At 45.6% G+C, this 23,574-nt stretch carries 26 protein-coding genes and 2 pseudogenes; 15 read left to right on the forward strand and 13 right to left on the reverse strand.

The annotated features are described in order from the left end of the window. A pseudogene (locus RIG66_RS04755) lies at window positions 1-122 on the forward strand (IS630 family transposase); the annotation flags it as partial. A 252-nt stretch (window positions 123-374) separates the two neighbouring features. Here RIG66_RS04755 and RIG66_RS04760 read toward each other — a convergent pair. Further along, window positions 375-548 carry a hypothetical protein gene (locus tag RIG66_RS04760; RefSeq protein ID WP_446375696.1) on the reverse strand — a complete coding sequence of 58 codons (174 nt, stop codon included), beginning with the start codon at window positions 546-548 and terminating at the stop codon, window positions 375-377. 400 nt (window positions 549-948) lie between these two features. Between RIG66_RS04760 and arsS the strand changes: the two genes are divergently transcribed. After that, a complete protein-coding gene (gene arsS, locus RIG66_RS04765; RefSeq protein ID WP_446375698.1) occupies window positions 949-1,944 on the forward strand; it encodes an arsenosugar biosynthesis radical SAM (seleno)protein ArsS in 996 nt (331 codons plus the stop codon). A 189-nt stretch (window positions 1,945-2,133) separates the two neighbouring features. Here arsS and RIG66_RS04770 read toward each other — a convergent pair whose 3' ends face one another. The 7 genes and pseudogenes from RIG66_RS04770 to RIG66_RS04800 form a co-directional block, all read right to left on the reverse strand. Next, window positions 2,134-3,030 carry an ROK family protein gene (locus RIG66_RS04770; protein WP_446375700.1) on the reverse strand — a complete coding sequence of 299 codons (897 nt, stop codon included), beginning with the start codon at window positions 3,028-3,030 and terminating at the stop codon, window positions 2,134-2,136. A 93-nt stretch (window positions 3,031-3,123) separates the two neighbouring features. After that, window positions 3,124-3,669 (reverse strand): hypothetical protein, encoded by a 546-nt coding sequence (locus RIG66_RS04775; protein WP_446375702.1) that lies wholly within the window; start codon window positions 3,667-3,669, stop codon window positions 3,124-3,126. A 289-nt stretch (window positions 3,670-3,958) separates the two neighbouring features. Next, entirely contained in the window at window positions 3,959-4,084 is a 126-nt protein-coding gene (locus tag RIG66_RS04780) for a hypothetical protein (protein WP_446375704.1), read from the reverse strand. Beyond that, the gene (locus tag RIG66_RS04785; protein ID WP_446375706.1) at window positions 4,074-4,949 is read right to left on the reverse strand and encodes an ABC transporter permease; all 876 of its coding nucleotides are present in this window, start codon (window positions 4,947-4,949) and stop codon (window positions 4,074-4,076) included. Before RIG66_RS04785 ends, RIG66_RS04780 begins: the two co-directional genes overlap by 11 nt. Beyond that, the gene (locus RIG66_RS04790) at window positions 4,946-5,383 is read right to left on the reverse strand and encodes an NUDIX hydrolase (protein WP_446375708.1); all 438 of its coding nucleotides are present in this window, start codon (window positions 5,381-5,383) and stop codon (window positions 4,946-4,948) included. The genes RIG66_RS04785 and RIG66_RS04790 overlap by 4 nt, the downstream gene beginning before the upstream one ends. 62 nt (window positions 5,384-5,445) lie before the next feature. Beyond that, complete coding sequence (locus tag RIG66_RS04795) at window positions 5,446-5,832, reverse strand: hypothetical protein (protein WP_446375710.1); 387 nt, start codon at window positions 5,830-5,832, stop codon at window positions 5,446-5,448. Between the two features lie 238 nt (window positions 5,833-6,070). Beyond that, window positions 6,071-6,516, reverse strand: a pseudogene (locus RIG66_RS04800) (RNA-guided endonuclease InsQ/TnpB family protein); the annotation flags it as partial. 106 nt (window positions 6,517-6,622) lie between these two features. On the opposite strand from RIG66_RS04800, the gene folD reads away from it, so the two are divergent. The 3 genes from folD (at window position 6,623) to RIG66_RS04815 (ending at window position 9,073) form a co-directional block, all read left to right on the forward strand. Then, the gene (folD, locus tag RIG66_RS04805) at window positions 6,623-7,498 is read left to right on the forward strand and encodes a bifunctional methylenetetrahydrofolate dehydrogenase/methenyltetrahydrofolate cyclohydrolase FolD (RefSeq protein ID WP_446375712.1); all 876 of its coding nucleotides are present in this window, start codon (window positions 6,623-6,625) and stop codon (window positions 7,496-7,498) included. A gap of 58 nt (window positions 7,499-7,556) precedes the next feature. Continuing rightward, window positions 7,557-8,486 carry a geranylgeranyl diphosphate synthase CrtE gene (gene crtE, locus RIG66_RS04810; protein ID WP_446375714.1) on the forward strand — a complete coding sequence of 310 codons (930 nt, stop codon included), beginning with the start codon at window positions 7,557-7,559 and terminating at the stop codon, window positions 8,484-8,486. 125 nt (window positions 8,487-8,611) lie between these two features. Then, entirely contained in the window at window positions 8,612-9,073 is a 462-nt protein-coding gene (locus RIG66_RS04815) for a divergent PAP2 family protein (protein WP_006097891.1), read from the forward strand. 26 nt (window positions 9,074-9,099) lie between these two features. Here RIG66_RS04815 and RIG66_RS04820 read toward each other — a convergent pair whose 3' ends face one another. Both RIG66_RS04820 and RIG66_RS04825 read right to left on the reverse strand, forming a co-directional pair. Beyond that, a complete protein-coding gene (locus RIG66_RS04820) occupies window positions 9,100-9,429 on the reverse strand; it encodes an MgPME-cyclase complex family protein (protein WP_446375716.1) in 330 nt (109 codons plus the stop codon). Between the two features lie 157 nt (window positions 9,430-9,586). Beyond that, window positions 9,587-10,318 carry a pyridoxine 5'-phosphate synthase gene (locus RIG66_RS04825; protein ID WP_446375718.1) on the reverse strand — a complete coding sequence of 244 codons (732 nt, stop codon included), beginning with the start codon at window positions 10,316-10,318 and terminating at the stop codon, window positions 9,587-9,589. Between the two features lie 95 nt (window positions 10,319-10,413). Between RIG66_RS04825 and RIG66_RS04830 the strand changes: the two genes are divergently transcribed. Continuing rightward, complete coding sequence (locus tag RIG66_RS04830) at window positions 10,414-11,208, forward strand: DUF4058 family protein (protein ID WP_446375720.1); 795 nt, start codon at window positions 10,414-10,416, stop codon at window positions 11,206-11,208. 151 nt (window positions 11,209-11,359) lie between these two features. Here RIG66_RS04830 and RIG66_RS04835 read toward each other — a convergent pair whose 3' ends face one another. Beyond that, entirely contained in the window at window positions 11,360-13,213 is a 1,854-nt protein-coding gene (locus tag RIG66_RS04835; protein ID WP_446375722.1) for a hypothetical protein, read from the reverse strand. Between the two features lie 84 nt (window positions 13,214-13,297). Here RIG66_RS04835 and RIG66_RS04840 point away from each other — a divergent pair, with 84 nt between their 5' ends. After that, window positions 13,298-14,203 carry a GerMN domain-containing protein gene (locus RIG66_RS04840; RefSeq protein WP_446375724.1) on the forward strand — a complete coding sequence of 302 codons (906 nt, stop codon included), beginning with the start codon at window positions 13,298-13,300 and terminating at the stop codon, window positions 14,201-14,203. Between the two features lie 165 nt (window positions 14,204-14,368). Here the strand turns inward: RIG66_RS04840 and RIG66_RS04845 are convergent, their stop codons facing one another. Both RIG66_RS04845 and RIG66_RS04850 read right to left on the reverse strand, forming a co-directional pair. Then, window positions 14,369-14,857, reverse strand: coding sequence for a hypothetical protein (locus RIG66_RS04845; RefSeq protein WP_446375726.1), 489 nt, complete (start codon window positions 14,855-14,857; stop codon window positions 14,369-14,371). A gap of 258 nt (window positions 14,858-15,115) precedes the next feature. Further along, window positions 15,116-16,093 (reverse strand): YdcF family protein, encoded by a 978-nt coding sequence (locus RIG66_RS04850; protein WP_446375728.1) that lies wholly within the window; start codon window positions 16,091-16,093, stop codon window positions 15,116-15,118. A gap of 330 nt (window positions 16,094-16,423) precedes the next feature. Between RIG66_RS04850 and galE the strand changes: the two genes are divergently transcribed. The 8 genes from galE (at window position 16,424) to RIG66_RS04890 (ending at window position 23,130) form a co-directional block, all read left to right on the forward strand. Beyond that, window positions 16,424-17,422, forward strand: coding sequence for a UDP-glucose 4-epimerase GalE (galE, locus tag RIG66_RS04855; protein ID WP_446375730.1), 999 nt, complete (start codon window positions 16,424-16,426; stop codon window positions 17,420-17,422). A gap of 150 nt (window positions 17,423-17,572) precedes the next feature. Further along, the gene (locus RIG66_RS04860; protein WP_446375742.1) at window positions 17,573-17,857 is read left to right on the forward strand and encodes a hypothetical protein; all 285 of its coding nucleotides are present in this window, start codon (window positions 17,573-17,575) and stop codon (window positions 17,855-17,857) included. A 44-nt stretch (window positions 17,858-17,901) separates the two neighbouring features. Further along, complete coding sequence (locus RIG66_RS04865; protein WP_446375732.1) at window positions 17,902-18,366, forward strand: hypothetical protein; 465 nt, start codon at window positions 17,902-17,904, stop codon at window positions 18,364-18,366. A gap of 93 nt (window positions 18,367-18,459) precedes the next feature. After that, the gene (locus RIG66_RS04870) at window positions 18,460-19,596 is read left to right on the forward strand and encodes a glycosyltransferase (RefSeq protein ID WP_446375734.1); all 1,137 of its coding nucleotides are present in this window, start codon (window positions 18,460-18,462) and stop codon (window positions 19,594-19,596) included. A gap of 91 nt (window positions 19,597-19,687) precedes the next feature. Next, complete coding sequence (locus tag RIG66_RS04875; protein WP_446375736.1) at window positions 19,688-20,419, forward strand: sugar transferase; 732 nt, start codon at window positions 19,688-19,690, stop codon at window positions 20,417-20,419. 361 nt (window positions 20,420-20,780) lie between these two features. Continuing rightward, entirely contained in the window at window positions 20,781-21,866 is a 1,086-nt protein-coding gene (gene gmd / locus RIG66_RS04880) for a GDP-mannose 4,6-dehydratase (RefSeq protein ID WP_446375738.1), read from the forward strand. 131 nt (window positions 21,867-21,997) lie between these two features. Beyond that, window positions 21,998-22,942: a GDP-L-fucose synthase gene (fcl, locus tag RIG66_RS04885; RefSeq protein WP_446375740.1), complete on the forward strand. Its 945-nt coding sequence runs from the start codon at window positions 21,998-22,000 to the stop codon at window positions 22,940-22,942. A gap of 65 nt (window positions 22,943-23,007) precedes the next feature. Continuing rightward, window positions 23,008-23,130, forward strand: a complete 123-nt coding sequence (locus tag RIG66_RS04890) for a hypothetical protein (RefSeq protein ID WP_446375744.1) — start codon at window positions 23,008-23,010, stop codon at window positions 23,128-23,130. The last annotated feature ends 444 nt before the right edge of the window (window positions 23,131-23,574 follow it).

Consider the following 23,574-nt stretch of genomic DNA (forward strand, 5'->3'; position numbering starts at 1 on the left):
GGCTTTTTGAATCCATTGAAGAGTTAGAATCTTTGTTGCATCAACTTTTAAATGAAGACAAGCTAGTTATTAACTGGGGGCGCAAACTGAAAAATAAGGGTAATGCTCTTATCACAGTTTAAATGCATGACAGCTTATGACTTGCTGAATAAGGGTTGGGGTAAGAGAAGGAAACAGGGGAAAGGTAAGAAGCCAGACAATAAACTGTCATGCCTTTAAATTAGGAATGGGTAGCGAGCAAGATGCTCGCACTGAACGTGATTTCGCCATTATTGACATTAAGGTTTAAATGCCGAACAGCTTACTGTAGCCGGGGTCAAATAAATTCAAGTCTGGCTTAACTGAGCAATATTCAACCGGACATGATATTATAATTACAAATCCCATATTGCCATTAGAGTGCCAGAATTTGCTGATGATTTAATCCACCGACACGTTAATTTTTTCTTGCTCAGAGGCTTGGCATCCATCAAGAAGGCTTTGCCTGTTAAGCTAGAACTATCATAAATTGTTTCTTTGCGGGATTTATCTTTCACTCCTTTCATCATTTCGCTCCTGAGTTAATGGCATGAATTAACCCAACCTTAACCTTTTATTTGAGCGTCTTGGTGAAGCGGTAATGAAGGTTTAACTCAAAACTGTAAAGCTTTTATTTTTTATTTTCAAAGATTATTGACAAGTAGTCGGACAAAACAAAACAGCACGCCCACTAAGTTTTGTAAACAACCCTCAAACCCTTACAAAGGACTTAGCTTGCTTCTCAATGAAAGCGAGTATGACGAATGACAAATGACAAATGACGAATGACTGATTCTCAGCAAAAACTCATTGAACTGCTGTTTAATTGATCTCGGTCAGACTAAATGATTTATTATAGACTCAGCTAGCCGATATGGGTTTAGCTAGTCAGATACTGAAGTCAAGATACATTTCCAGGGATTTAACGTAGTGACACAGACAGCCACATTAGCGGTAACACCGTTTCGCCAACAACTGAGGACACCTTTAACTAAAAACAAAATTACAGTTCTGCAAATCAATCTGGGAAAACGCTGTAATCTCGCCTGTACCCATTGCCATGTGGAAGCGGGACCTAAACGCACAGAAGAACTGACGCCGGAAATCTGTGCCCAACTTATCGAACTAATTCATCGCTTTCCGCAAATCCAAACCGTTGATTTGACTGGCGGTGCGCCGGAAATGAATTATGGGTTTAAACCCTTAGTTGAAGCAGCGCGGGCAACGGGAAAGGAGGTGATTGTGCGGTCAAATTTGACGATTTTCTTTGAACCGGGATTCCAGGATTTGCCAGACTACTTTGCTCAACATCAGGTGAGAGTTGTTGCCTCGCTTCCCTGCTATTTAGAGGATAATGTGGATAAAATGCGGGGGAAAGGAGTTTACAATGATTCGATTCGGGCAATTCAACGATTAAATCAATTGGGGTATGGGAAAAATCCGCAGTTAATCCTGGATTTGGTTTATAACCCGGTGTTGCCTGTGAGTGAAGATTTTTCCTTAACGCCGAATCAGGTGAAGTTGGAACAGGATTATAAACGGTTCCTTCAGGAAAATTTTGATATTGAGTTTAACCAGTTGTTTACGATTACCAATTTGCCCATTGGCAGAACCAAGTTTTATCTGCAACGAACCAAGCTGTATACGCCGTATCTGAAGTTTCTGGAAGATAATTTTAATCCGACGACGGTGGAACATTTGATGTGTCGAAATGAACTCTCGATTGATTATCGAGGAAATGTTTACGACTGTGATTTTAATCAAATGGAAGAGATTCCGGCTCAGTCTGGTACGGGGGAAACATTAACCGTGGGTAAGCTATTAGCCGCAGGAAACTTAGATATCATTGACGAAATTCGCACAGCTTCCTATTGTTACGGTTGCACCGCCGGGTGTGGTTCGAGTTGCGGTGGTGCTTTGACTTGAGGGAACAGGGAACAGAGAAAAATGTCCTAACCTGTCTTGGTACTGCTATAGCTGTTGGCGTTATTTCTGAGGTACACAGATAGATCCCCGACTTCTTCAAGAAGTCGGGGATCTTGCTTAAGCTGCTGTATAACCAAGTTGACTTTATAACAAATGACAAATGACAAATGACAAATGACCAATAACAACTCATAATTCATCATTTCTCATTTGCAGTGCTAATTTGGCAGCCCCAACCATTCCCGCCTGATTACCTAGCGTAGCAGGAAGTAACTGTAAACCTGTACGAGAACTCGGTAACACTCGACGTTCAATTTCTGCCCAAGCCGCCGGGAAGAAAAATTTGGCACTTGCACTAACTCCACCGCCAATAATAATCGCCTCTGGAGTAAGGACATAAATCAAACTCGCCAGTCCTGCGCCTAAATCCCGTCCGTAATGGTTCCAAAATTCTAACGCTTTTGGATTACCTTCATTTGCCAAAATCCCCAGTTCAGTTGGTTCTTTTCCGGTACGGCGACGAATTGCCCCAATGGACAGATATTGTTCCAGAGACCCTTGATTGCCACTATTACAAGGTGGACCCTCTGGATTTAATGTGATTAACCCCAATTCCCCGGCTGCGCCCTGATGACCGACAAAGAGTTTTCCATCTAGAATAACTGCACCGCCGACGCCAGTACCCAACGTCAGCATAATCAGATGGCGAAACTGACGTCCTGCACCTAACCAAGCTTCGCCTAAACCCGCGCAATTGGCATCATTGGCGATAATCGTCGGACAACCTGTTTTAGCTTCTAACCAATCCGCTAAGGGAATATCATGCCAATCGTTGAGGTTAATCGCTACTCTCGCAATCCGTCCGGTTGCATCAGCAGGTCCGGGAGTACCCACACCAATGGCAATTACGCTATGGTTAGTATCAAGTTGTGCGATCGCGTCAGCCATTACCTCAACCACGGCTTTTGGAGTTGAGGGTTGGGGCGTCGCCACCGTTACAGATTGGATGCAAGTGCCATTTTTCTGGAAGAGTCCCAGCTTAATCGCGGTTCCACCTAAGTCAATACCAATTACGTCATTTGTCATTTGTCATTCGTCATTTGTCATTCGTCAGGTAACGGGGAACGGGGAACAGGGAACAGGGAACAGGGAAAGGGGAACAGGCTATATTAAACCATACTAATCAGCAATGTTGAATGAATTCCAAAAGGCTTGGAATTCTTGTTCGGCGCGGCGATAATTGGCTTTTTTCTGTTCTAAAGCAGCTTGGGAGATTTCGCCATCTTGGAATTGTTTTTGAGCGAGTTCAAATTCGAGTTTAGCGATCTGATACGCTTGTTTTTTAAGCGTGCCTTCTACAGAACCCACCCAGTTGGGAAAACCCAGATGCTGTGTTTCCCAGCCAGTATGACCAATTTCCGCCATTTGGCGATCGCCTAAAATCGGTTGGCTGGTTTCGGTTAACTGTTGGAAGCTGGACAGGGCGTTTCTAATTTGTTGAATGCGTTCTAGAGAGTTTGAGAGAGAAAAGCGTTCATTTAGGGTATAGTCAACAGGTTCATCGGGATGAACTGGAGAAAGAGATGGGTTATCTTGAGATACATTAGCGGGTTGAGGCAGTTGGGCGACAGAACTTGTCCACCAAAACCCCGCACTAGCTAGGGGAATGAGTAGTAACCCACTCATGGCGGCGAAACGTATAGACTTGGGTTGGATAAATTTCATACAAAGAAAGCTGATAAAATTCTCAGCTTTGAAAACTTATGTCTTCATTATTCGACGAGAATGAGACGATTTCCGGTTCCTGGAAAAGTTTTGACCCTTCGCGGCGCTACGGAACCTGATTTGTAGGGGCGAGTTTAGGGACTTTCTTGTCGCTATTGATGATAACGTTGGTGCAAAACCCGCCCTGACTAAGGTTGGGCTTAAGCTGTCATGCATTTAAATTGGGTATTAGTAGCGAGCAAGATGCTCGCACTACATACAATAATTTCGCCATTATTGACATTAAGGTTTAAACCCCGAACACCTTAACTTCCCCATCTCCGCCATCTCCCTCATCTCCCTCATCTCCCCTATCGCCCTCATCTCCCTCATCTCCCTCATCTCCCCCATCTCCCTCATCTCCCCTATCGCCCACGAGGATTAATAATCTCCGTTAACCCTTCTCCCAATAGCGATAAGCCAACCACCATAGATGTCATCGCTAAACCCGGAAATAACGCTGTCCACCAAATCCCTGTAGGTAAAGCATCCAGCGCTTGACGCAAATCATGTCCCCATTCTGGGGTTTCTGCCGATAGCCCCAGTCCCAAGAATCCCAGTCCACCTAAAATTAAAATAGCGTCGGCAGCATTGAGGGTAAATAAAACCGGGACACTTTGAATCACATTGAGAAACAAATAACGGGAGAGAACCCGCCCAGGAGAAGCACCCATCGCTTGCGCGGCTTCGATAAATAGTTCAGTTTTGACGCTGGCGGTATGATTACGGACAACGCGATAATATTGGGGAACGTAAGAAATACTGAGTGCGATCGCGGCATTAAAGACGCCTCGCCCAACCACAAAGGCTAGGGTAATAGATAGCAGCAATCCGGGCAAGGTATAGATCGTATCCATCAAAAACAGCAACACCCGATCTAATCTACCGCCGAGATACCCACTAATTAACCCCAAGGGAACACCAATAATTAAACTCAAGCTGGTTGCCAGAATCACCACCTTTAACGCCGCTTGAGTACCAAATAAGGTGCGGGAGAAAACATCATACCCTTGGCGTGTCGTACCGAACCAGTGTTCACCACCGGGAGGTTCATGAATCGGGTTAATCAGGGATGCGGTGGGATCTTGCAGCCATCCCCATGCTTGAAAAACAGGGGCAAAAATAGCGATGAGGATGAAAACCAAGGTGATAATTATCCCCACCGCCATCAGTTTCATCGAAAGGCTGGCATATCGGCTAAAACGTAAAAGATGAGACAATCGCAGTCGCGTCAGGGTCATTGGTAAGGTTTCCTCGCCAAAAAATCTAATAAAATGGTCTGGTGAGGTTGCCCTAGAGGACGCACCTGACCCGCTACTTCCGAATAAGCCTGACCTGCCTGAATTTGTTCGGGCGTCAACAAACCCAGATCCCAACCTTCTTGTAATACCAATTGATTCAATTCCACCGTTAACGGCGCGTGGAATATATGACGAATAACGTGGGCATCATTATAGCAATCAAACTTTGTAAATTGGGGGAGAGAATAGCAAATTTCTTCGAGTAATTCTCGCCGCATCGCTTCCTCTGGCGTTTCGCCCGGTTCAATATGACCGCCAAAGAACCCCCAGCACCCTGGATAAAGAATACCTGGGATATCGTTCCTAAGCTGCATCAGGAACCGTCCCGAACGGTAGAGAATCGCGATCGCGACTTCAATCGATTGACTCTTCATTGTTCACTACTGATACCATGTTGTTGTAGCTGGTGTTGTTGTAGCAGGCTTCTTATGACAAATCATTCAGCCTTCCGTTCGATCTGTTCTGTTTCTTGAAGATAGAGTTCACCCATTTCCTGTCCACTAATAGGAATACTTTGAAATTGTACCTGTCCCCCAATTACAACCTGATCCCCCACATTGGGAAGTTCTTGATTGCTGACTACCCAAATTTTGCCGGTGGTGTCCTGAACTTGATAAGCGCCGGAGTTCAAAAAGGGGGCTTGGCTAATCACTTGACCTTGCAGGTAAACCACATCCCTGGCATTCTGAGCCGATTGAATCTCACTAATTGCGGTGAGATTTGCAGTAGGAGCGCTACCCATACCAGGGGGAGTAGGGACATAGCTACAACTTACCAGTCCTCCCCCAAACAGCAAAGCACACATTGGCAGGAGATAAAACATAGTTGACCTTTGGCGGGTTGGAATTGACGAGCAAAGGCGTGAGCGATGGTCGTTTTGAGCAGACATTGCCATGACTGTTCCGTTACATAAAACTTACACAAATCTACCAATACCCGCTAGAATCTGCCGTTTACTTCCTGCTTCGTCCTGATGGTGGCGGCACTCAACACCCCGGCTCCGCTCGGTGTTGACGCCCTCGCGGAGCCGAAGCGTCAACCAGTCCACAGGCTATCACCGTCTAACTGGCGGCTATCTCCAAATTGAATGATGCGTTCAGATCGCGATCGCATTCAAACCCACAGTTGTCACACCGGAAAACCCGCTCAGATAGAGGCATTGAGTCTTTCTCTGTGTGGCACTGGGAGCAAGTTTTAGTTGAGGGATACCATCTCTCAACTATGACTAATATTGACCCATACAATTGGCACTTATACTCTAACTGGCGTTTGAATTCAAAAAGCCCATATCTTGGATAGCTTTGGCTAACTTGTGATTAGCCATCATACCGGACACATTTAAATTCTCAATCCCTATCCGGCTGTGGTTTTTGGCTAGATAGGTAGTGAGGTTGTGCAGGATGTCTAGACGAATGTTAGCTATCTTCCGATGCAAACGAGCTATCTTGACCTGGGAAGACTTCCAGTTAGCTGAGCCGATATGCTTATGGCGATTCAACCATTGTAACGGTTTACATCCCGGTTATAGCTTAGATGCTTGAGAATTGAATACTGGTCAGTGGCACCACTACCCGTAAAATAATCAAAGTCCTTAGATGTCTCTCAACCTGCTCATGAAATCTGTTTACCCTCAGTTACTGGATGGCAAAGCTCTGGCTCAACGCATTCAAGATCAGCTCAAAGCGGAAGTAGAACGGCTCAAATCAACCTATGGACGCCCACCTGGATTAGCGGTGCTAATGGTGGGCGACAATCCAGCTAGCGCCGCCTACGTGCGGAATAAAGAACGTGCCTGTGCCAAAGTTGGGATTGCCTCCTTTGGGAAACATTTTCCGGCTGATGTCTCTCAAGCTGAGGTTGAGCAAACCATTCATCGCCTTAATCAAGACCCAAACGTTGATGGTATCCTCCTACAACTTCCTTTACCCGAACATTTAAATGGTGTCTATTTACTCCACCAAATTGATCCTGATAAAGATGTCGATGGACTGCATCCCCTAAATTTAGGGCGTCTGGTGCGAGGTGAAACGGGACTGCAAAGCTGCACGCCAGCCGGAGTGATGCGTCTGTTGCGAGAGTACCAGATTGATGTGAAAGGAAAACATGCGCTCGTCGTCGGACGGAGTATTTTGGTGGGCAAGCCAATGGCGCTAATGTTACTCGAAGCAGATGCTACCGTTACGATTGCCCATTTGCGTACCCAAAATTTGGCTGAACTGAGTCGTCAGGCGGATATCTTGATTACTGCTGCCGGACGCCCTAAGCTAATTACGGCGGATCAGGTTAAACCGAATGCCATTGTGATTGATGTGGGTATAAATCGCGTCACCGATGATCAGGAAAAATCCCGCCTCGTGGGTGATGTGGATTTTGACGCCGTTCGGGACATGACCCAATTTATCACCCCGGTTCCTGGTGGTGTTGGACCGATGACGGTGACAATGTTATTGCAAAATACTGTTTTTAGCTATACCAGAACTCACTCATAATGCCCCTAGGCTCGTAGAATTGTTAAGACAGTGAACAGACGATTTAAGGAATGATGGCATGGTAGCAACAGATGGGCGACCTGCCCCCAATGGGGAATCCCCAGCCTTTGATTTATCGACCTATCTAAAAGAGCGGCAAGCTCAAGTGGAGGCGGCTTTAGACCGTTCTTTGCCCCTAGGTTATCCGGAAAAGATTTACGAGGCAATGCGCTATTCTCTCTTAGCTGGGGGGAAACGGTTGCGTCCGATTCTTTGTCTGGCAACCTGTGAACTGATGGGTGGCACGATGGAGATGGCAATGCCAACCGCCTGCGCCCTGGAAATGCTCCACACCATGTCGTTAATCCATGATGACCTTCCCGCTATGGATAACGACGACTACCGTCGGGGTCAACTCACCAATCATAAGGTCTACGGTGAGGATATGGCGATTCTGGCTGGCGATGGTTTGCTGGCGTATGCGTTTGAATATGTCGCCGCTCAAACTCAGGGAGTTCCAGCCAAGCAGGTGTTGCAAGTGATTGCTCGTCTAGGTCGAACGGTGGGCGCGGCTGGATTAGTTGGGGGTCAAGTGGTTGATTTGGAATCCGAGGGAAAATCGGATATTCAAGAGGAAACCCTCCATTACATTCACACCCATAAAACCGGAGCGTTGCTGGAAACCTGCGTCGTCTGTGGCGGAATTTTGGCAGGTGCAACCGATGCGGATATAGAACGTCTGTCTCGCTATGCTCAAAATATTGGTTTAGCGTTTCAAATTATCGATGATATCCTGGACATCACCGCGACTCAGGAGGAATTAGGCAAAACGGCGGGGAAAGACCTGCAAGCGCAGAAAGCTACCTATCCTAGCCTCTGGGGACTAGAGGCTTCTAAAGCTAAAGCTCAAGAGTTGATTGAAGAGGCTATTGCCCAACTGGAACCGTTTGGTGAGCGCTCTCAACCCTTAATTGCTCTGGCTAATTTCATTACCGCACGAACTTATTAGTTTTTTGTCGGGCAATAGGGAATAAGGAATAAGGGAACTCTTAACAGGGAATTCAAGAGCAACTCCTTGTAATTTGTGACTGCTTAAACATCCGTTGATCAACAACCAATTTGAACTGAAACACGATGCAGGATTTTGGCAATATCCTAAACAACCAGGTGCTACTGGTTGCGCTGATTGCTTGTTTAGTGGCTCAACTTCTTAAGCTACTGGTCGAGTTAACGAAGGATCGAAAATTTAATCTCCGCACCTTGGTGACAACTGGCGGGATGCCTAGCGCTCATTCAGCCTTGGTTACCGCCTTGGCTGCGGGTGTGGGGCAAACGATGGGATGGGCGTCTCCTGATTTTGCGATCGCGACGATTTTTGCTGTAATTGTGATGTACGATGCCGCAGGCGTTCGACAAGCCGCAGGTAAGCAAGCTCGTATCCTTAATCAAATTATTGATGAGTTATTTCAAGAAGGCAAAGAGTTTAATGAGGATCGCCTGAAAGAATTGCTGGGGCATACCCCGTTTCAAGTAATTGTGGGTTCAATCTTAGGGGTACTCATTTCTTGGTTAGCTGCCCCAGCTTATTGTTTTTAGAGTTGGGGTTGGACTGAAAGCCTCGGTTAGGATACAGAGGCTAACGACGCGATAGGGTCAGGAATTGTATCTGATGGTGCTTGAAATTCTCCAGTTTTGACGAATTCTAAGCGTAGCTTTAACCAAGTGATAAACTTGGGGTTGCTTGAAATAATAGCGGCAGCAGGTTGAGGACATTCCTGTTTAACTTGCGCCATTTCTGGAGCTTCTAAAAATGCGGGTTGTTTGACCAGCCAAAAGTCAATCTCTTTTCCTTTATCTTGGTAGTCTTTGGTTCGTTCTCTAAGAACTTCTTCAAAGGGTTCTTCTTCAATTAAGAAGCGTTGACTGGCGACTAGATAGTAATAGGTTTGCATGGTTTTAATTGGGTGATTGGTGAACAGGTGATTGAGAACGTTTTGAGTGTGTAGGGGCGCGTTTTACGACTATCATCTCTTTTTGACCCAGATGTAACTAAACCCGCCCCTACAATTGACAGACGTGCCATGGTATGTATGGAACATAATTTTTGACTTAACTCCCCTCATCCTTTCTCCGCATAGCTTGCTTCATTTCCCGAACTGCCCGTTCTAATCCAACTAGCGAGGCTCGTGCGATAATGCTATGACCAATATTAAGTTCTTCCATACCTTCTAAACAAGCCACTGGGTAAACATTCCAATAGGTTAAACCATGACCAGCATTTACCCGCAACCCAGCCGCGATCGCATCTTGGCATCCTTTGGCTAACAGATCCAGTTGCGTTTGGCGACTGGCTTCGTCTTTGGCTTCGGCATACGATCCGGTATGCAGTTCAATAAACTTGGCGTTAATAGCTGCCGAGGCTTCGATCTGGGCAGGATCAGCATCGATAAATAGACTAACGGGAATCCCGGCATCTTGCAACTGAGCCACTACCTCACCCAGGCGCGACTTTTGACCCGCAATATCTAATCCTCCCTCGGTTGTGACTTCCTCCCGCCGTTCCGGAACCAGGGTAATATAATCCGGTTTAACCTCAAGTGCGATCGCTACCATTTCCTCGGTTGGTGCCATTTCCATATTTAAGTGAGTTCGCACCGTCTGGCGCAAGAGTCGGATATCCCGATCTTGGATATGGCGTCGATCTTCCCGCAGGTGTGCCGTAATCCCATCCGCCCCCGCTAATTCGGCTAACACCGCCGCCGCCACGGGATCGGGTTCCACAGTGCGCCGCGCCTGTCGAATTGTGGCAATGTGGTCAATGTTGACGCCAAGGGTTAGCACTCGCGTTTTTCTCCTGAAACCGTTTTCTCTACAGCCCTTTATTGTATCTGAAAGTATCATAGAACTATCAAAACGATGCCTGCCCTAGTCTACTTATGCCTTCGCCGTTTCCAGGGATGAATTCCTATCTAGAGAATCCAGAATTTTGGTCGGAAGTCCATCACTTGCTGATCAGTATCCTGGCTGAGACATTGAATCCTCAACTGCTTCCTAAATATCGAGTTGCGATCGAGAAACGGGTTTACCAGATGAATGGAGATGATGCGCTGTTGGTGGGTATTCCTGATGTGACAGTAGAACACTCTCGTACTCCAATCAACCCAAACCAATCTAACGTGGCTGTTGCGACACCTCCCTCCACGCCAGTCACCGTCACTGTGCCAGTACCCCTGGAATTCAGAGAAGGCTATCTAGAGGTAAGAGAAGTCACCACCAAAGAAGTGGTAACAGTCATTGAGGTTCTCTCTCCCAGCAATAAGCGCCCTGGAAAAGGACGGGAAACCTATTTGGAGAAACGTCAACAGGTTTTGGCAAGTCGGACGCACCTGCTTGAGATCGATCTCCTCCGAGGTGGAAAGCCAATGCCTGTTTCTGGTGATAATACCCAAGGGAGTTACAGAATTTTGGTGAGTCAGTGCGATCGCCGTCCTCGCGCCGATTTGTATGTCTTCAACCTCCAAGATTTAATCCCAACTTTTCCATTGCCTCTGCGAACCGAAGATACAGAACCGATTATTGATTTGCACTTGCTACTTGATCGGGTTTATGACCGCGCTGGCTATGCTTTTGCTATAGATTATAACGGTGAGCCTTTACCGCCTGCTGATCCAACTACGGCTGAGTGGATTGATGCGCTGTTACAGGAGAACCAATTACGTTCTATGCATTAGTCACATCGTTCTTGGCGTTGAAAAACAGAAACAAGTAAGACATCGCAGTTCCTAACATTATGGTTAAAATGCCGAACAGCTTACAACCTCTAGCAAAAAGAGGAATTGACACAGAAGATAATCTATGCTTAGCCTGTGAATTATTAGTTTGCTACAATTGACTGATACAACTTGTTTGTAACACCACAAATCTCTCCATCTGAAATACTGAACAATCCTCAACTACCCCAGCTAATGCTGGAGTGATTCCCTGAGTTAGCCTCTCTTGCGCCTCTAAAGTGACAGGTTGATAATCTCGTAGCCAATCATGATTGGCTAGATACTCTGGCGTAAAGGCAGTATTGTCTAATAGCCAAAAGTCTACTCCATAGCGTTGGATAAACTGTTTCACTTCCTCTAAATCTGAACTATACTGAGCTTGAATCAGGTCAGTTGTGCGTTGGCGAAATTGACGATAATACCCCCAATGATAAGGAATCGCATATTCCCGCCCGACTAAAATAGAGCGTTGGGCAAAGGTGGGTAGATTATCTGCCTCTTCTGATACTGAAGCAATTAAACTGTCTTTGGGTTGCTGTTGGAAGAATTGATACAAAGCAGGAAAATGACCCTCTTTGTATTTGGTTAACGGAAAGGGTTCCACTAAGTAGGGATAGAACAGCAACGCTGCGGTGATGAAGCTGATTGTTAGGTAGTGGTAGATTCTGAGTTTTGAGTAGGGACGGGTTTCTCCATTATTGTTTGTTTTCACCCTGCTGTCACTAAACCTACCCTGACCAAGAATTAGACTTTTGAGTTTTGGGTGATAAAAATCTGTTCTCAAAATAGCATCAAGGACGATTGTTAAAACCATCCCGGCTGATACGGATAAAAGAATGCGAAAGCTGTGTTCGGTATAACGACTAGGAAGATGTAGGTTAAATAGGATCAGATGGGCAACGATGAACATTACGATAGATGCCAAAAAGATTTTAGTTAATACTTTTATCTTAGGAGAAAGCGATTTAACTAGCGGGAATGAGTTGGGATATTGGACTAGAATGGGTAAGAGTATTCCTAAGGTTAAAGTTGCAGGTCTAACGAAGCCTACGTCTAATAAACCACTGCGGGAACCGAGAAAAAAGAAATACCAGGGATTATTACTGAAAAAATAACTGCGTCCAGTTCCCCAAAATTCGGGTAATTCTTTGGCTTGAGTGGCAGTGATGACTGGATCGAATTTTCCGGGGATGAGGGCGTAGCCGGAAATGGCGATTATTGTCAAAATTAGACCGATCACGGATAGGTAATGAGAACGTAACTTTGCTTTTTTTGGAAACGCTCCAGGGGCGCGGAGGTAAGCGCAGAGGGACGCAGGGGTTCGTAGAAGTGAGTTTCTTGTGGTAAAAATTTGTAGGATGAATAGGGCGGCACAAATTAATAAATATTGGGGATAGAATAGGGCGAGTAGGATGATTGTGGCTAGGCAAGGCAGTAGAGATTGGCGTAATAAGTAGTATAAAAAGGCGAGGAATAGGGGGTAAACAAAGGCTCTGGGTGTGGCTGAGATGAGATCATCTTTCATCCAAAGACTTTGATTGAGTAGTACTGTGGTGATAAAGCCAGCCGCAGGTACGGGTAAGAGTTGGAGTGATATACCAAAACAGTACCCTGTCGCGATCGCGCCGAGAATGGGTGGTAGGAGTTTGTTGAAGAGAAAGGGATGGATGCCAAAAGCGGCGGCGATGCGGTAAATGGCAGTATATCCCACAGGGGCGACGGATTGGAAGTAATCGGCGATTAAGTCATGGGGAAATAATTCGCCATCAATAAACCGTTGCATCCAAAAGACATGCTGGCGGGCATCATCTTGAACAATATAGGCATGACTAAAGGCTTCCCGCAGGGCTAACCCACTGTAAATTGCGGCGATGGTTAAGCTTAAACTGAACCAAAATACAACCTGAACCGTTAACCCTGTTGATCTAGGTTGAGTTAAAACGTTTTGCAGAGGTTTACGTCGCATAAAATGATATTACTTTAGCAAGATGAATAAAATTGAACTTACTTGAATCATAAAACAGTAGGCAAATTAGGAACTATTGATTTTATGAGTCAGAGTAAAATAAATTTAAAACATCAATCAATATTTATAAGTGCTGTCTTGGCGCTATCCTTCACAACGGCATCGGCTGGGGAAGCGCACAGCACCTCTGTAACCCATCCGGAGAACTCTGAAGCCACCTCACAACCTCAACCCCAGACGATTAGCCAAAATCCAGATGAACCCAGACAAATTCAAGTCTTTTTACCCAAGCCTTCCGCCGACAATCAAACGATAGGGTATGTTGAACCTGTTACCCGAGCCACATCCCGCGTCGATATTGCTGAATTTGCGATTGAGCAAGTTGTTCAAGGACCCACATCCGCCGAAAAAGAGGAAGGATTTGCTGACTTGATTGACTTCCGAGGCGAATCTACCTGTGGTGAAAACTTTACCGTTGATATTTCCAATGGAATTGCCCAACTTCAATTTTGTCGGACAGTCTATACGGCTGGACTTGGTGAAGACGCGGGAATTCAAAAAGCTGTAACCAACACACTCAAACAGTTTAATAGTGTTGATCAAGTAGTTATTCTCAACAAAAACGGCGACTGCTTTAAAGATATGAGTGGTAAAAATGCCTGCTTGAATTCCATTGACGGTGTTGTGTGGCGACCTGTTCCTGAGACTAAAGCATCGTCTGGGGGTGAATTAGGTAGAGTCAATCCCCAACCTTGGGAAGTCGGGATTAATACCATTAGTCGTAATGGAAATGCGATTAACTTTGATGTGAACGCCAATGGCAAGTATGTCAGATATTCGGGAAATTGCCAACGCGAGTTGTTATCTAGAATTAAAATTGGCGATGTGGAAAATGGTCAAGTTACGGATACTATGTCCGTGAACGAAAACTATTTCAAAGCTAACCGATTTCAAGAACCCGTTTTAGACTATGCTTGCACCCATAGTTAGGGGCTGCTGAATAAGTGGTGTGGTGAGGGGGAGCGGGGGAAGCCAGGGAAGCCAATGTAGAGACGTGCCATGGCACGTCTGGGAGCTGGAGGAGCAAGGGTACATTTTCCTGATAGTGATGCAAGGGTTTTGATGAGTATTCTGTTCATTTATATACTAAAAACCTTAAATAAAACTCATTTGAAATCTATCAATTTTGTTTTGAATTTTTTGAACAAGCTGCTGACAGTAATCTAAAGCTGCTCTCGCCTGATCTTGTTCTATATTATTGATTTCCAAGGATAGTTTGACTTTTTTATCAGGGGTATTGTCTCCAGTGATAAGTGCATAACCCACCCAGCTTCTATATCTAAAATACTTTTCATAATCTATTTTCAGGACATAGCATAACAAAATTTCCTGCATTTTTTGCAATTCTTGAGAAATTTGAACATTAACTTTTTGTTTGCCAAATTCATCCTGAACAATAAATCCGTCAAATCCTTTAAGGCTGGAATCCTGATTGGGTTTCAGATCTAAAATAGTTGCCTTGGCAACGCTTATCGTCAAGTCAAGAGAAGCTGTAGCATAACTAATCGCCTGTATTAATTTGCCATCGTTAAAAAAATGTTCAGCAACCTCTAACAGGTCTTTGTGTTCTTTGAGTGTTTCCATAATCGATGAGAAATAGCTAGGGACTCAACAGTGAACCTCTAGTTTCTTGCTCATTGACTGAACTTGTCATCGACCTGAGGTTATAGGCTGTTTTCAGCTTATCCGATAAAGTCTTGAATGATAGGGAAGATAGGGCGGGTTTAGCTGTATCTGGGTAAGGTAAATAACAATAATGGTGAAACCCGCCCCTACAAACCAGGTTCCCTTGAGCCAAGTGAAGGGTTCCCACCTTGCAGATTTTTCAGATTCGCGAAATGGTTAAACAACGGCGGGAGCTTGCCAACCTCGCAAATAATAGTAAATCGAGGCGTAAAACTCTTCCATAATTCGCGTCGTGACAGTCAGCGCTTCTACAGAGGGGATAAAGGATTCAATCCATTGGGTGATTGTGGATGTTGTTCCGGGTTGAACGGTAAAGAAGCCGGTCGGTTTAGATACAACATTGTTGAGACCTACACTTCTAAACGCCTGTTGGGCGCGACGGCTGTTATAGGCTGAAGTAACTAGAAAAATGCGATTGTCTGCTATTCCCTGATCGCGTAATATATCTTCAACTTCTTCGGCGCTGGTGCGGAGATTGGTACCCGTGGGTTCAAGCACAATCCGAGTTTGGGGAACCCCAAACTGAACCAGTAAGGCGCGGATATCATTGGCTTCGACAATTTGGTCTTGATTTCCTTGCAGGTTAGGTCGAGGACCCGCACTAACCACGACTAAGGGGTTATTGCCAGATTGTCGATACAGTTGAGCGGCATAAAGAATACGATCGCCCGTATCGGTGAGTTGAATTTGGGTTCGAGGCGGTTCATCGGGTTGGGTGGTGCCTTGTCCAAGAACCACAATCGCTGAGGCGGTTTGAGCCGCCGCCGACTCAGGCGTAACCACTGTTTGTTCCGTGCTAGCCGCCAACAGGTTAGAGAAAAAGGGCGTGCTGGCGAGGAGTAAGATTAGTAAGGCTGCCATAACCTGGTTCTTTGACTTATCCAGCCCTTGGCGGAGGGCAAAACCCAACAGCACGATGGAAGCCCCGACAGGTTTCAAGAAAAACGACAGAATGTTCCAAATCGTTGATACTGCATCATTGCCGGGAGAGAAAAACGCCACAACAATGAAGCCAAACAGAAATAAACCCCCAAGCAAGGTAAAATACTCCTTGGGGATTACCTTCTTAAACAGGTTGTAGAGAATAACTGCAATCAGCAGCCAGAGTAGGATTCGAGTCAGTAGTAAAAACATTGTGTTTTGACGGTGTAACGTTTGGACAGTGAGCGAGGAATTGTTACTTGTTAGTCTGACTCCTCAAAATAACAATTAACAAGTTAGGGGGGATTGGGATCAGGTTTTGTGTAACGTATCACTTGGGGAGAGCATGGTTCAAATAACCCTAACACGGGCATTATACTCGTCATTGTCCACAAACATGAGGGAAATGAGGGAGAGGGGGGAGAGGGGCGATGGAGAAGAGGGGGGAGAAGCCGTTTTGAGCCAAATTACTATTCAAGCAAAGACAAATAGCGGAAATATTTGTAAAGTTAGTCTATAAAACGAAACAGGGGCGGTTTGAGCGTGTCGCAAGTCCAACCGGAAATTCTAGTGACTGGCGGAGCTGGATACATTGGCTCTCATACAGTATTAGCCCTGCAACGGGCAGGTTACAACGTCGTTGTCCTGGATAACCTGGTCTGTGGACATCGAGAGTTTGTAGAAGAGATCCTGAAAGCGAAATTGGTGATCGGGGATGTGGGCGATCGCACTCTGTTAGACCAACTCTTCGCCAGCCACAATATTGCGGCTGTACTCCACTTTGCCGCCTATATTGCCGTGGGTGAGTCGGTTACCTGTCCGGCTAAATACTACCGCAATAACGTTAGTGGTACGCTGACTCTCTTAGAAGCCATGGTCGCCGCTAATGTGAAAACCTTAGTGTTTCCCTCTACCTGTGCGGTCTACGGGATGCCTCAGCAAGTACCAATGACCGAAGACCATCCGCAAAATCCGATTAATCCTTATGCCACGAGTAAGTGGATGATGGAGCGGATGCTAGCGGACTTTGATCACGCCTACCAGTTACGTTCCATTGTGTTTCGCTTCTTCAACGCGGCTGGGGCGAATCCGGAAGGACTACTGGGTGAAGACCATTACCCAGAAACCCATCTTATTCCCTTAGTCCTGTGGACTGCATTAGGCAAACGGGACTCGATTTCCATTTGGGGAACCGACTACTCCACCCCAGACGGAACCTGCTTGCGCGATTATATTCATGTCAGCGACTTGGCAGATGCCCATATCCTCGGGCTAGAGTATTTGTTAGGTGGCGGCAAGAGTGAAATCTTTAATTTAGGCAGTGGTAACGGGTTCTCCGTGCGACAGGTGATTGACACAGCCAGGCAAGTCACCCAGAAAGATATTAAAATCATTGAGTGCGATCGCCGCCCTGGTGATGCACCGATTTTGGTGGGTAGTAGCGACAAGGCGAGGAAAATTTTGGGTTGGTCTGCCAAATACCCGGAACTCAGTAAAATTATCAGCGATGCTTGGCAGTGGCATCAACGGCGTCATCATTAGTTTAGTAAAGTATGGACAATTGCTATTTTCTTAGAAACTGGGAGTTCACATAAGTTTTTTGAAGCAGTGAAACAATTATCGGTGAATAAACACACCCAGACTGGAAAGGCTACAAACAACCTCAACTCTACCAACAAAAGGACTCTTGCCCTGGAAGCTCGACTCAGCCGTTTGGAATCCATTGTTGGGCAAATTGGTGAGGCGGTGCTTGCCACAACCGAGACGGTTGAGTGTCTAGGCAAGCGGGTTGATGCTTTAGCTGTGCAGGTGCAACACCAAGGGCATCAAGTTCAACAACAGGGTTACCAACTCTTTGCCTTGAGTGATGCGGTGCAAACCTTAGCCGAAAACCAAAATGAGTCACTCGCAGAACTTGGAGAACTCACTGAAACACTCCAACGCCTTGCGGCTGCGATCGAAGCCCAGCAGAAGTAAGTAAGCTAGGAGTAGCGTTAAAATGTTGGACGGCTTATTCTTCAATGAACCTAAGAGCATTCATGTATCGTCCCCGGCGAAATTTCCTGCGGCTAAGTGTCACGGCTGTGATTAGCCTCTTGGCAGTAAGCTGTGGTCAGAGCAAGGTTGCCCAGTGTAATCAAATGATTCAAGTGGCGAATCAGGCGGTCAGTGACGCCAAAGTCGTGACCAGTGGTGTTCAAGAGGACAATCCGCAAGCTGAGGCAATGCGACAAGCGGCGGCTGTCATGGATAAGGCTTCTGAAGAAATGAACGCGATCGAGGTAACCGACGAGACGTTGCAAGACTATCAAGCCAGTTTCGTTAGCATGTATCGCGATACGAGTCAAGCGATGCGTAATTTCGCGGTAGCGTTTGAGCAGAAAGACCGCCAAGGGGCGGAAACGGCACAGATGAGTTTACAGCAAGCAACGACTCCAGAAAAGCAATTAGTTGATAATCTTAATGCTTACTGCTCCGGTCAATAGTGATAGGGGGGAGATGAGGGAGATGGGGAAGCTGGGGAAAAATAAATGAAACTACGCTTATCTGAACAGTCTTGTATTGGGGGGTAACTATTCTTGAAATATGCCTTGGTGCATGAGTGGCTGACTCCCAAAGCAACGGGTGGTTCTGAATTGGTGGTTCGAGAAATCCTCAAGTCCGTTGAGGCGGATTTGTATGCCTTGATTGATTTTGAATCCACCAATCCCCACAGTTATTTGTTTGAGCGTCGGATTGGCACGACTTTTCTACAGCATTTTCCTGGGGCGAGGAAGGGGGTGCAGAAGTATTTACCCCTGCTACCCTTAGCTATTGAACAACTAGACTTGCGGGATTACGATGTGATCCTCTCCTCCTCCCATGCTGTTGCTAAAGGTGTCCTCACCCGTCCACAACAGCTACACATCTGCTACTGCCATACACCGATGCGCTACGCTTGGGATTTGACCTTTGATTACCTCAACAGCAGTGCTATGGGGCGGGGACTCCCTGGGTCAATCACGCGGTATCTGCTGCATCGGTTGCGTCAATGGGATGTGATCTCAGCCAATCGAGTGGATTATTTTATTGCCAACTCTCGCCATACCGCACAACGGATTTGGCGCTGCTACAGGCGAGAGGCACAGGTAATTTACCCTCCGGTTCATACTGAACGGTTTTCTTTCCAGGCTCAAAAGTCAGATTTTTACTTGACGGTTTCTCGATTGGTTAGTTATAAGCAAGTGACTTTAATCGTGGAGGCGTTCAATCAACTGGGATATCCTTTGGTCGTCATTGGCGAGGGATCGCAATTGCAGGCGCTGCGCCATCTGGCTAAACCCAACGTGCAAGTCCTGGGTTTTTGTCCCGATCGCGTGGTTGAGGAGTATATGGCACAGGCAAAAGCTTTTGTCTATGCTGCCTGTGAAGATTTTGGCATTGCCTTGGTGGAAGCTCAAGCTTGTGGTACACCAGTCATTGCCTATGGTGCTGGTGGGGCATTGGAAACCGTTCGAGATATCCGGAAACATCCGGATAAGGGTACGGGTCTGTTTTTTCTAGACCAAAGTCCTCAGGCTTTGATGGAGGCGGTGGAAGCCTTTGAAGCACGAGCCACTGCCTTTAGTCCCGAACAGATACAATTAAACGCGGCTCAATTTGCGCCAACTGTATTTAGCGATCGCTACTTGACGTTTCTGGACGGCTGCTATCGAGACCACCTGTCACGATGTTGAGTCATAAATTCCAGTTTCCTGGTCGCTATTGCCTTAGCTAACCGCTTCTGGCTTTATGATCGTGACGTGTGGTGTGAAGTGAAGGAGTAAGATGACTGCCCAAAGCCAACTTATCTCCGTCAAGACGTTGCGAGCGTTCGTGAAGCGTGGTATCCAGCCCCGCGCTCCACGCAGTAGACCCAAAGGTCTGTCTCGATATCGCTTAGACGGAATTTTTGCCAAGCGGCTGTTTGATGTCGTATTTTCCCTATCGATTCTCACGTTGTTTTTCCCGATTTACCTGCTCTTAGCCATCCTAATCGCTATCAGTTCACCGGGTCCTATTTTTTATGTTCAGGAGCGAATCGGTAAAGACTATCAGCCGTTTAGCTGCATCAAATTTAGAACAATGGTGGAAAATGCTGATGAAATGTTGATAGAAATGATGACAGAATCAACCTCTGTTCGTTGTGAGTTTGAAGAAAATTTCAAGCTCAAAGAAGATCCTAGAGTCACCTGGATTGGTAAATTCTTGCGATATACCAGCTTGGATGAATTTCCACAATTTTTGAATGTTTTGAAAGGAGATATGAGTGTGGTCGGACCTCGCCCCTTAGTCCCGGAAGAAATGCATAAGTACGGGCATTACATGGATAAAATCTTGACAATAAAACCAGGCATTACTGGACTATGGCAAGTTTCAGGGCGCAATGATATTCCCTATAACCGTCGGGTACAAATCGATGTTTATTACGTGAATTTTCAAAATTTTTGGCTGGATTTTTGGCTGGTTTTGAAAACTATCGGCGTAATGATTGCTCCAAAAAATAATGGGGCTTACTGACGAATTAAACATTGGGAGCATGGGAGGATTAATCCAGAATTAAACCTCTCGGCTCAAATGCAGTAAATCAGCGTAGTATTGGGATGGCTTCGGTGTTCAATGTTATTCCAGACAGGACTTTCCTGGGTTTTGACGGAAATAAACCAAACACCGGACTGAACAACGATGGCAAAATCGCGCCCGATAGATCATCGAACTCTGACATGGTAGGCTTGATAAGTTATGAGTCAAAAGAAAGTTGATCGATGCTGGGAATTTTAGGATAATCTAAGGAATAATTTCCCTGATCCCAAAATCCAGTTGGGAGATTAACACTTTTGTCAACCACTGTTGCCCATACGCATCACAGGACGATTCAAGGATGACGCAACCCAAACGAGCGCTGATTACAGGCATAACTGGTCAAGACGGTTCCTACTTAAGTGAGTTATTACTGGACAAAGGCTACGAAGTTCACGGGATTGTCCGGCGGACTTCCACCTTTAACACCGATCGCATTGACCATATCTACGTTGATCCTCATAATCAGGTTGCCCGATTATTTCTGCACTACGGCGACTTGACCGATGGCGTAACCTTACGCCGCATTCTCGAAGAAGTTAGACCCAAAGAAATTTACAATTTGGGCGCTCAATCTCACGTTCGCGTCAGTTTTGACTGTCCGGAATATACGGTGGATGCGGTGGGAATGGGAACGCTGCGCCTGTTGGAAGCGATTCGGGATTATCGAAATCGCACAGGTATTGATGTGCGCTTCTATCAGGCGGGTTCGTCGGAAATGTTTGGTAAAGTGCAGGAAGTTCCTCAAAAGGAAACCACTCCATTTTATCCCCGTAGTCCTTATGCTTGTGCTAAGGTGTATGCCCATTGGCAAACGGTGAATTATCGCGAGTCTTACGAGATATTTGGTTGCAATGGTATCTTATTTAACCATGAATCGCCGCGTCGGGGAGAAACCTTTGTTACCCGTAAGATTACTCGTGCGATCGCCCGGATTCTCTGTGGACAGCAGAAAAAACTCTATCTGGGGAATCTAGACGCCAAGCGAGACTGGGGCTATGCTAAAGACTATGTTCAAGCCATGTGGTTGATGTTGCAACAAGACGAACCTGACGATTACGTCGTCGCCACAGGTGAAACTCACTCAATTCGGGAATTTCTGGATATTGCCTTTAAATGTGTCGATAAGAATTGGCAAGATTATGTAGAGTTTGACCCCCGTTATTTACGTCCTGCGGAAGTCGAATTACTCATTGGTGATCCCACAAAAGCCAAGGAAAAGCTAAATTGGCAACCGTCTTTATCCTTTGAACAGTTAGTCGCCCTGATGGTGGAAGCCGATTTGCGAACCTTCGGCAAATCATCGAATGGTGAAGGGGCAGAACTGTTTGAAAAACACAAAGAAAATACTTACGAACATTCCGCTGCTCACGCACCTGTTGATTGAGTAAAGGTCAAAAGTACGTATTTATAAGGGCGGATGCGAGTTACTTAGAGAAGACGGTAACCAATAATGTATCAATATTATCCGCCCTGTAATTATGGATTATTCAGTGTTTTCAACTATCTAATATGACCATGAACAAGGACTCAAAAATTTATGTAGCCGGTCATCGTGGCTTAGTGGGTAGCGCCATTGTTAGATGTTTACGCGATAACGGGTATACCAATCTTATCCTCAAAACTAGCCAAGAGGTGGATTTAAGACGTCAACAAGCTGTCGAGGATTTCTTTGCTGCTGAACGCCCAGAGTACGTTTTCCTCGCGGCGGCAAAAGTGGGGGGAATTAATGCTAATAATACCTACCGGGCTGAGTTTCTCTATGACAACTTGATGATTGAGTCAAATATTATTCATAGTGCCTATTTGTCTGGTGTGGAAAAGTTGTTATTTCTCGGCTCATCCTGTATCTATCCCAAACACTGTCCCCAGCCGATGCAGGAAGAACACCTACTCACTGGCTTTCTGGAACCGACAAATGAACCCTATGCGATCGCGAAAATTGCCGGACTCAAACTTTGCGAAAATTATTGTCGGCAATATGGGGTAAATTTCATCTCCGCTATGCCCACGAATCTCTATGGTCCTAATGATAATTTCGATTTAGCCAATTCCCACGTTCTCCCCGCCCTGTTGCGAAAAACCCATGAAGCAAAAATTAACAATGCTGAGGCGGTAGAAATTTGGGGAACGGGTTCGCCGCTGCGGGAATTCTTATACGTGGATGACTTAGCTGATGCCTTAGTTTTCCTGATGAATCACTATGACGATATCCAATTCGTGAATGTGGGGACAGGGGAAGAGGTTTCGATTAAAGACTTGGCGCTGTTAATTAAAGCGGTGGTTGGTTATGAGGGTGAGTTGAAATTTGATTCTTCTAAACCCGATGGCACACCGCGTAAATTGTTGGATACCTCGAAAATTAATGTCGCTGGTTGGCAACCCAAAATTTCGTTAAAGAAAGGTTTAGAATTGACCTATCAATGGTTTGTTGAGAACTATGAGAGTATTAAAGGAAAATAGTCTGATTATGACTAAATAATGTGTGCCAAAATATTTCTCTACTTTTTTTCATGAGGAGAACAGCAATGGCATGGATATTTAGTTTATCGGCTGAATGTGGGACGCAACAAGCTGTCGCCGAGCAATTTTCCCATCATTTTGACCAAGTTTCCTGGGTTCTCTCAAATGGTAGCCAGCTGAAGGGGTGACAAGCAGCTCAAAAGCTCGGCAGGCAAAGCATTTCACCCCTCTTTCCCTCAAAAAGATGGTAGCTTATTGACAGGTTTATTGAGAATGAAAAGGGGAATGAGAATGATAATCATCTGGGTAACTCACAGGGAGTCTGTTGGTTATCTTTAATCCTTACATGTTCCCCAAAAGCATCACCCCTTCAGGTCACAGGGTTTGGGGGTCGGCGTGCGAAATGATGAATTAAAATAATCCTAACGCCTTACAGATAATTTGAAAAAATTCACTTTGATTCAGCCTAACTGCATTTGCGTAAAATATACGCAAATTAATTTTTTGTCCGAAAAAGACAACCAAGATACTCAGAAAAGCAGGTGATTATCATTCTCATTCCCTTTTTCATTATCAATAAACCTGTCAATAAGCTGACATCTTTTTAAGGGAAAGAGGGGTGAAATGCTTTG

It is taken from the genome of Coleofasciculus sp. E2-BRE-01 (assembly GCF_040221695.1).
Classification (GTDB): Bacteria; Cyanobacteriota; Cyanobacteriia; order Cyanobacteriales; family Coleofasciculaceae; genus Coleofasciculus.

Excerpts from the sequence above, each read along its gene's own strand:
- RIG66_RS04840 (WP_446375724.1), top strand. The coding sequence starts at position 13,298 with ATGAGTCAGAGTAAAATAAATTTAAAACATCAATCAATATTTATAAGT.
- RIG66_RS04845 (WP_446375726.1), bottom strand. The coding sequence starts at position 14,857 with ATGGAAACACTCAAAGAACACAAAGACCTGTTAGAGGTTGCTGAACAT.
- fcl (WP_446375740.1), top strand. The coding sequence starts at position 21,998 with ATGAACAAGGACTCAAAAATTTATGTAGCCGGTCATCGTGGCTTAGTG.
- RIG66_RS04790 (WP_446375708.1), bottom strand. The coding sequence starts at position 5,383 with ATGAAGAGTCAATCGATTGAAGTCGCGATCGCGATTCTCTACCGTTCG.
- folD (WP_446375712.1), top strand. The coding sequence starts at position 6,623 with ATGAAATCTGTTTACCCTCAGTTACTGGATGGCAAAGCTCTGGCTCAA.
- RIG66_RS04835 (WP_446375722.1), bottom strand. The coding sequence starts at position 13,213 with ATGCGACGTAAACCTCTGCAAAACGTTTTAACTCAACCTAGATCAACA.
- crtE (WP_446375714.1), top strand. The coding sequence starts at position 7,557 with ATGGTAGCAACAGATGGGCGACCTGCCCCCAATGGGGAATCCCCAGCC.
- RIG66_RS04770 (WP_446375700.1), bottom strand. The coding sequence starts at position 3,030 with ATGACAAATGACGTAATTGGTATTGACTTAGGTGGAACCGCGATTAAG.
- RIG66_RS04830 (WP_446375720.1), top strand. The coding sequence starts at position 10,414 with ATGCCTTCGCCGTTTCCAGGGATGAATTCCTATCTAGAGAATCCAGAA.
- RIG66_RS04785 (WP_446375706.1), bottom strand. The coding sequence starts at position 4,949 with ATGACCCTGACGCGACTGCGATTGTCTCATCTTTTACGTTTTAGCCGA.
- RIG66_RS04760 (WP_446375696.1), bottom strand. The coding sequence starts at position 548 with ATGATGAAAGGAGTGAAAGATAAATCCCGCAAAGAAACAATTTATGAT.
- RIG66_RS04875 (WP_446375736.1), top strand. The coding sequence starts at position 19,688 with ATGACTGCCCAAAGCCAACTTATCTCCGTCAAGACGTTGCGAGCGTTC.
- RIG66_RS04815 (WP_006097891.1), top strand. The coding sequence starts at position 8,612 with ATGCAGGATTTTGGCAATATCCTAAACAACCAGGTGCTACTGGTTGCG.
- gmd (WP_446375738.1), top strand. The coding sequence starts at position 20,781 with ATGACGCAACCCAAACGAGCGCTGATTACAGGCATAACTGGTCAAGAC.
- RIG66_RS04795 (WP_446375710.1), bottom strand. The coding sequence starts at position 5,832 with ATGTTTTATCTCCTGCCAATGTGTGCTTTGCTGTTTGGGGGAGGACTG.
- RIG66_RS04850 (WP_446375728.1), bottom strand. The coding sequence starts at position 16,093 with ATGTTTTTACTACTGACTCGAATCCTACTCTGGCTGCTGATTGCAGTT.
- RIG66_RS04775 (WP_446375702.1), bottom strand. The coding sequence starts at position 3,669 with ATGAAATTTATCCAACCCAAGTCTATACGTTTCGCCGCCATGAGTGGG.
- RIG66_RS04865 (WP_446375732.1), top strand. The coding sequence starts at position 17,902 with ATGAACCTAAGAGCATTCATGTATCGTCCCCGGCGAAATTTCCTGCGG.
- RIG66_RS04820 (WP_446375716.1), bottom strand. The coding sequence starts at position 9,429 with ATGCAAACCTATTACTATCTAGTCGCCAGTCAACGCTTCTTAATTGAA.
- RIG66_RS04890 (WP_446375744.1), top strand. The coding sequence starts at position 23,008 with ATGGCATGGATATTTAGTTTATCGGCTGAATGTGGGACGCAACAAGCT.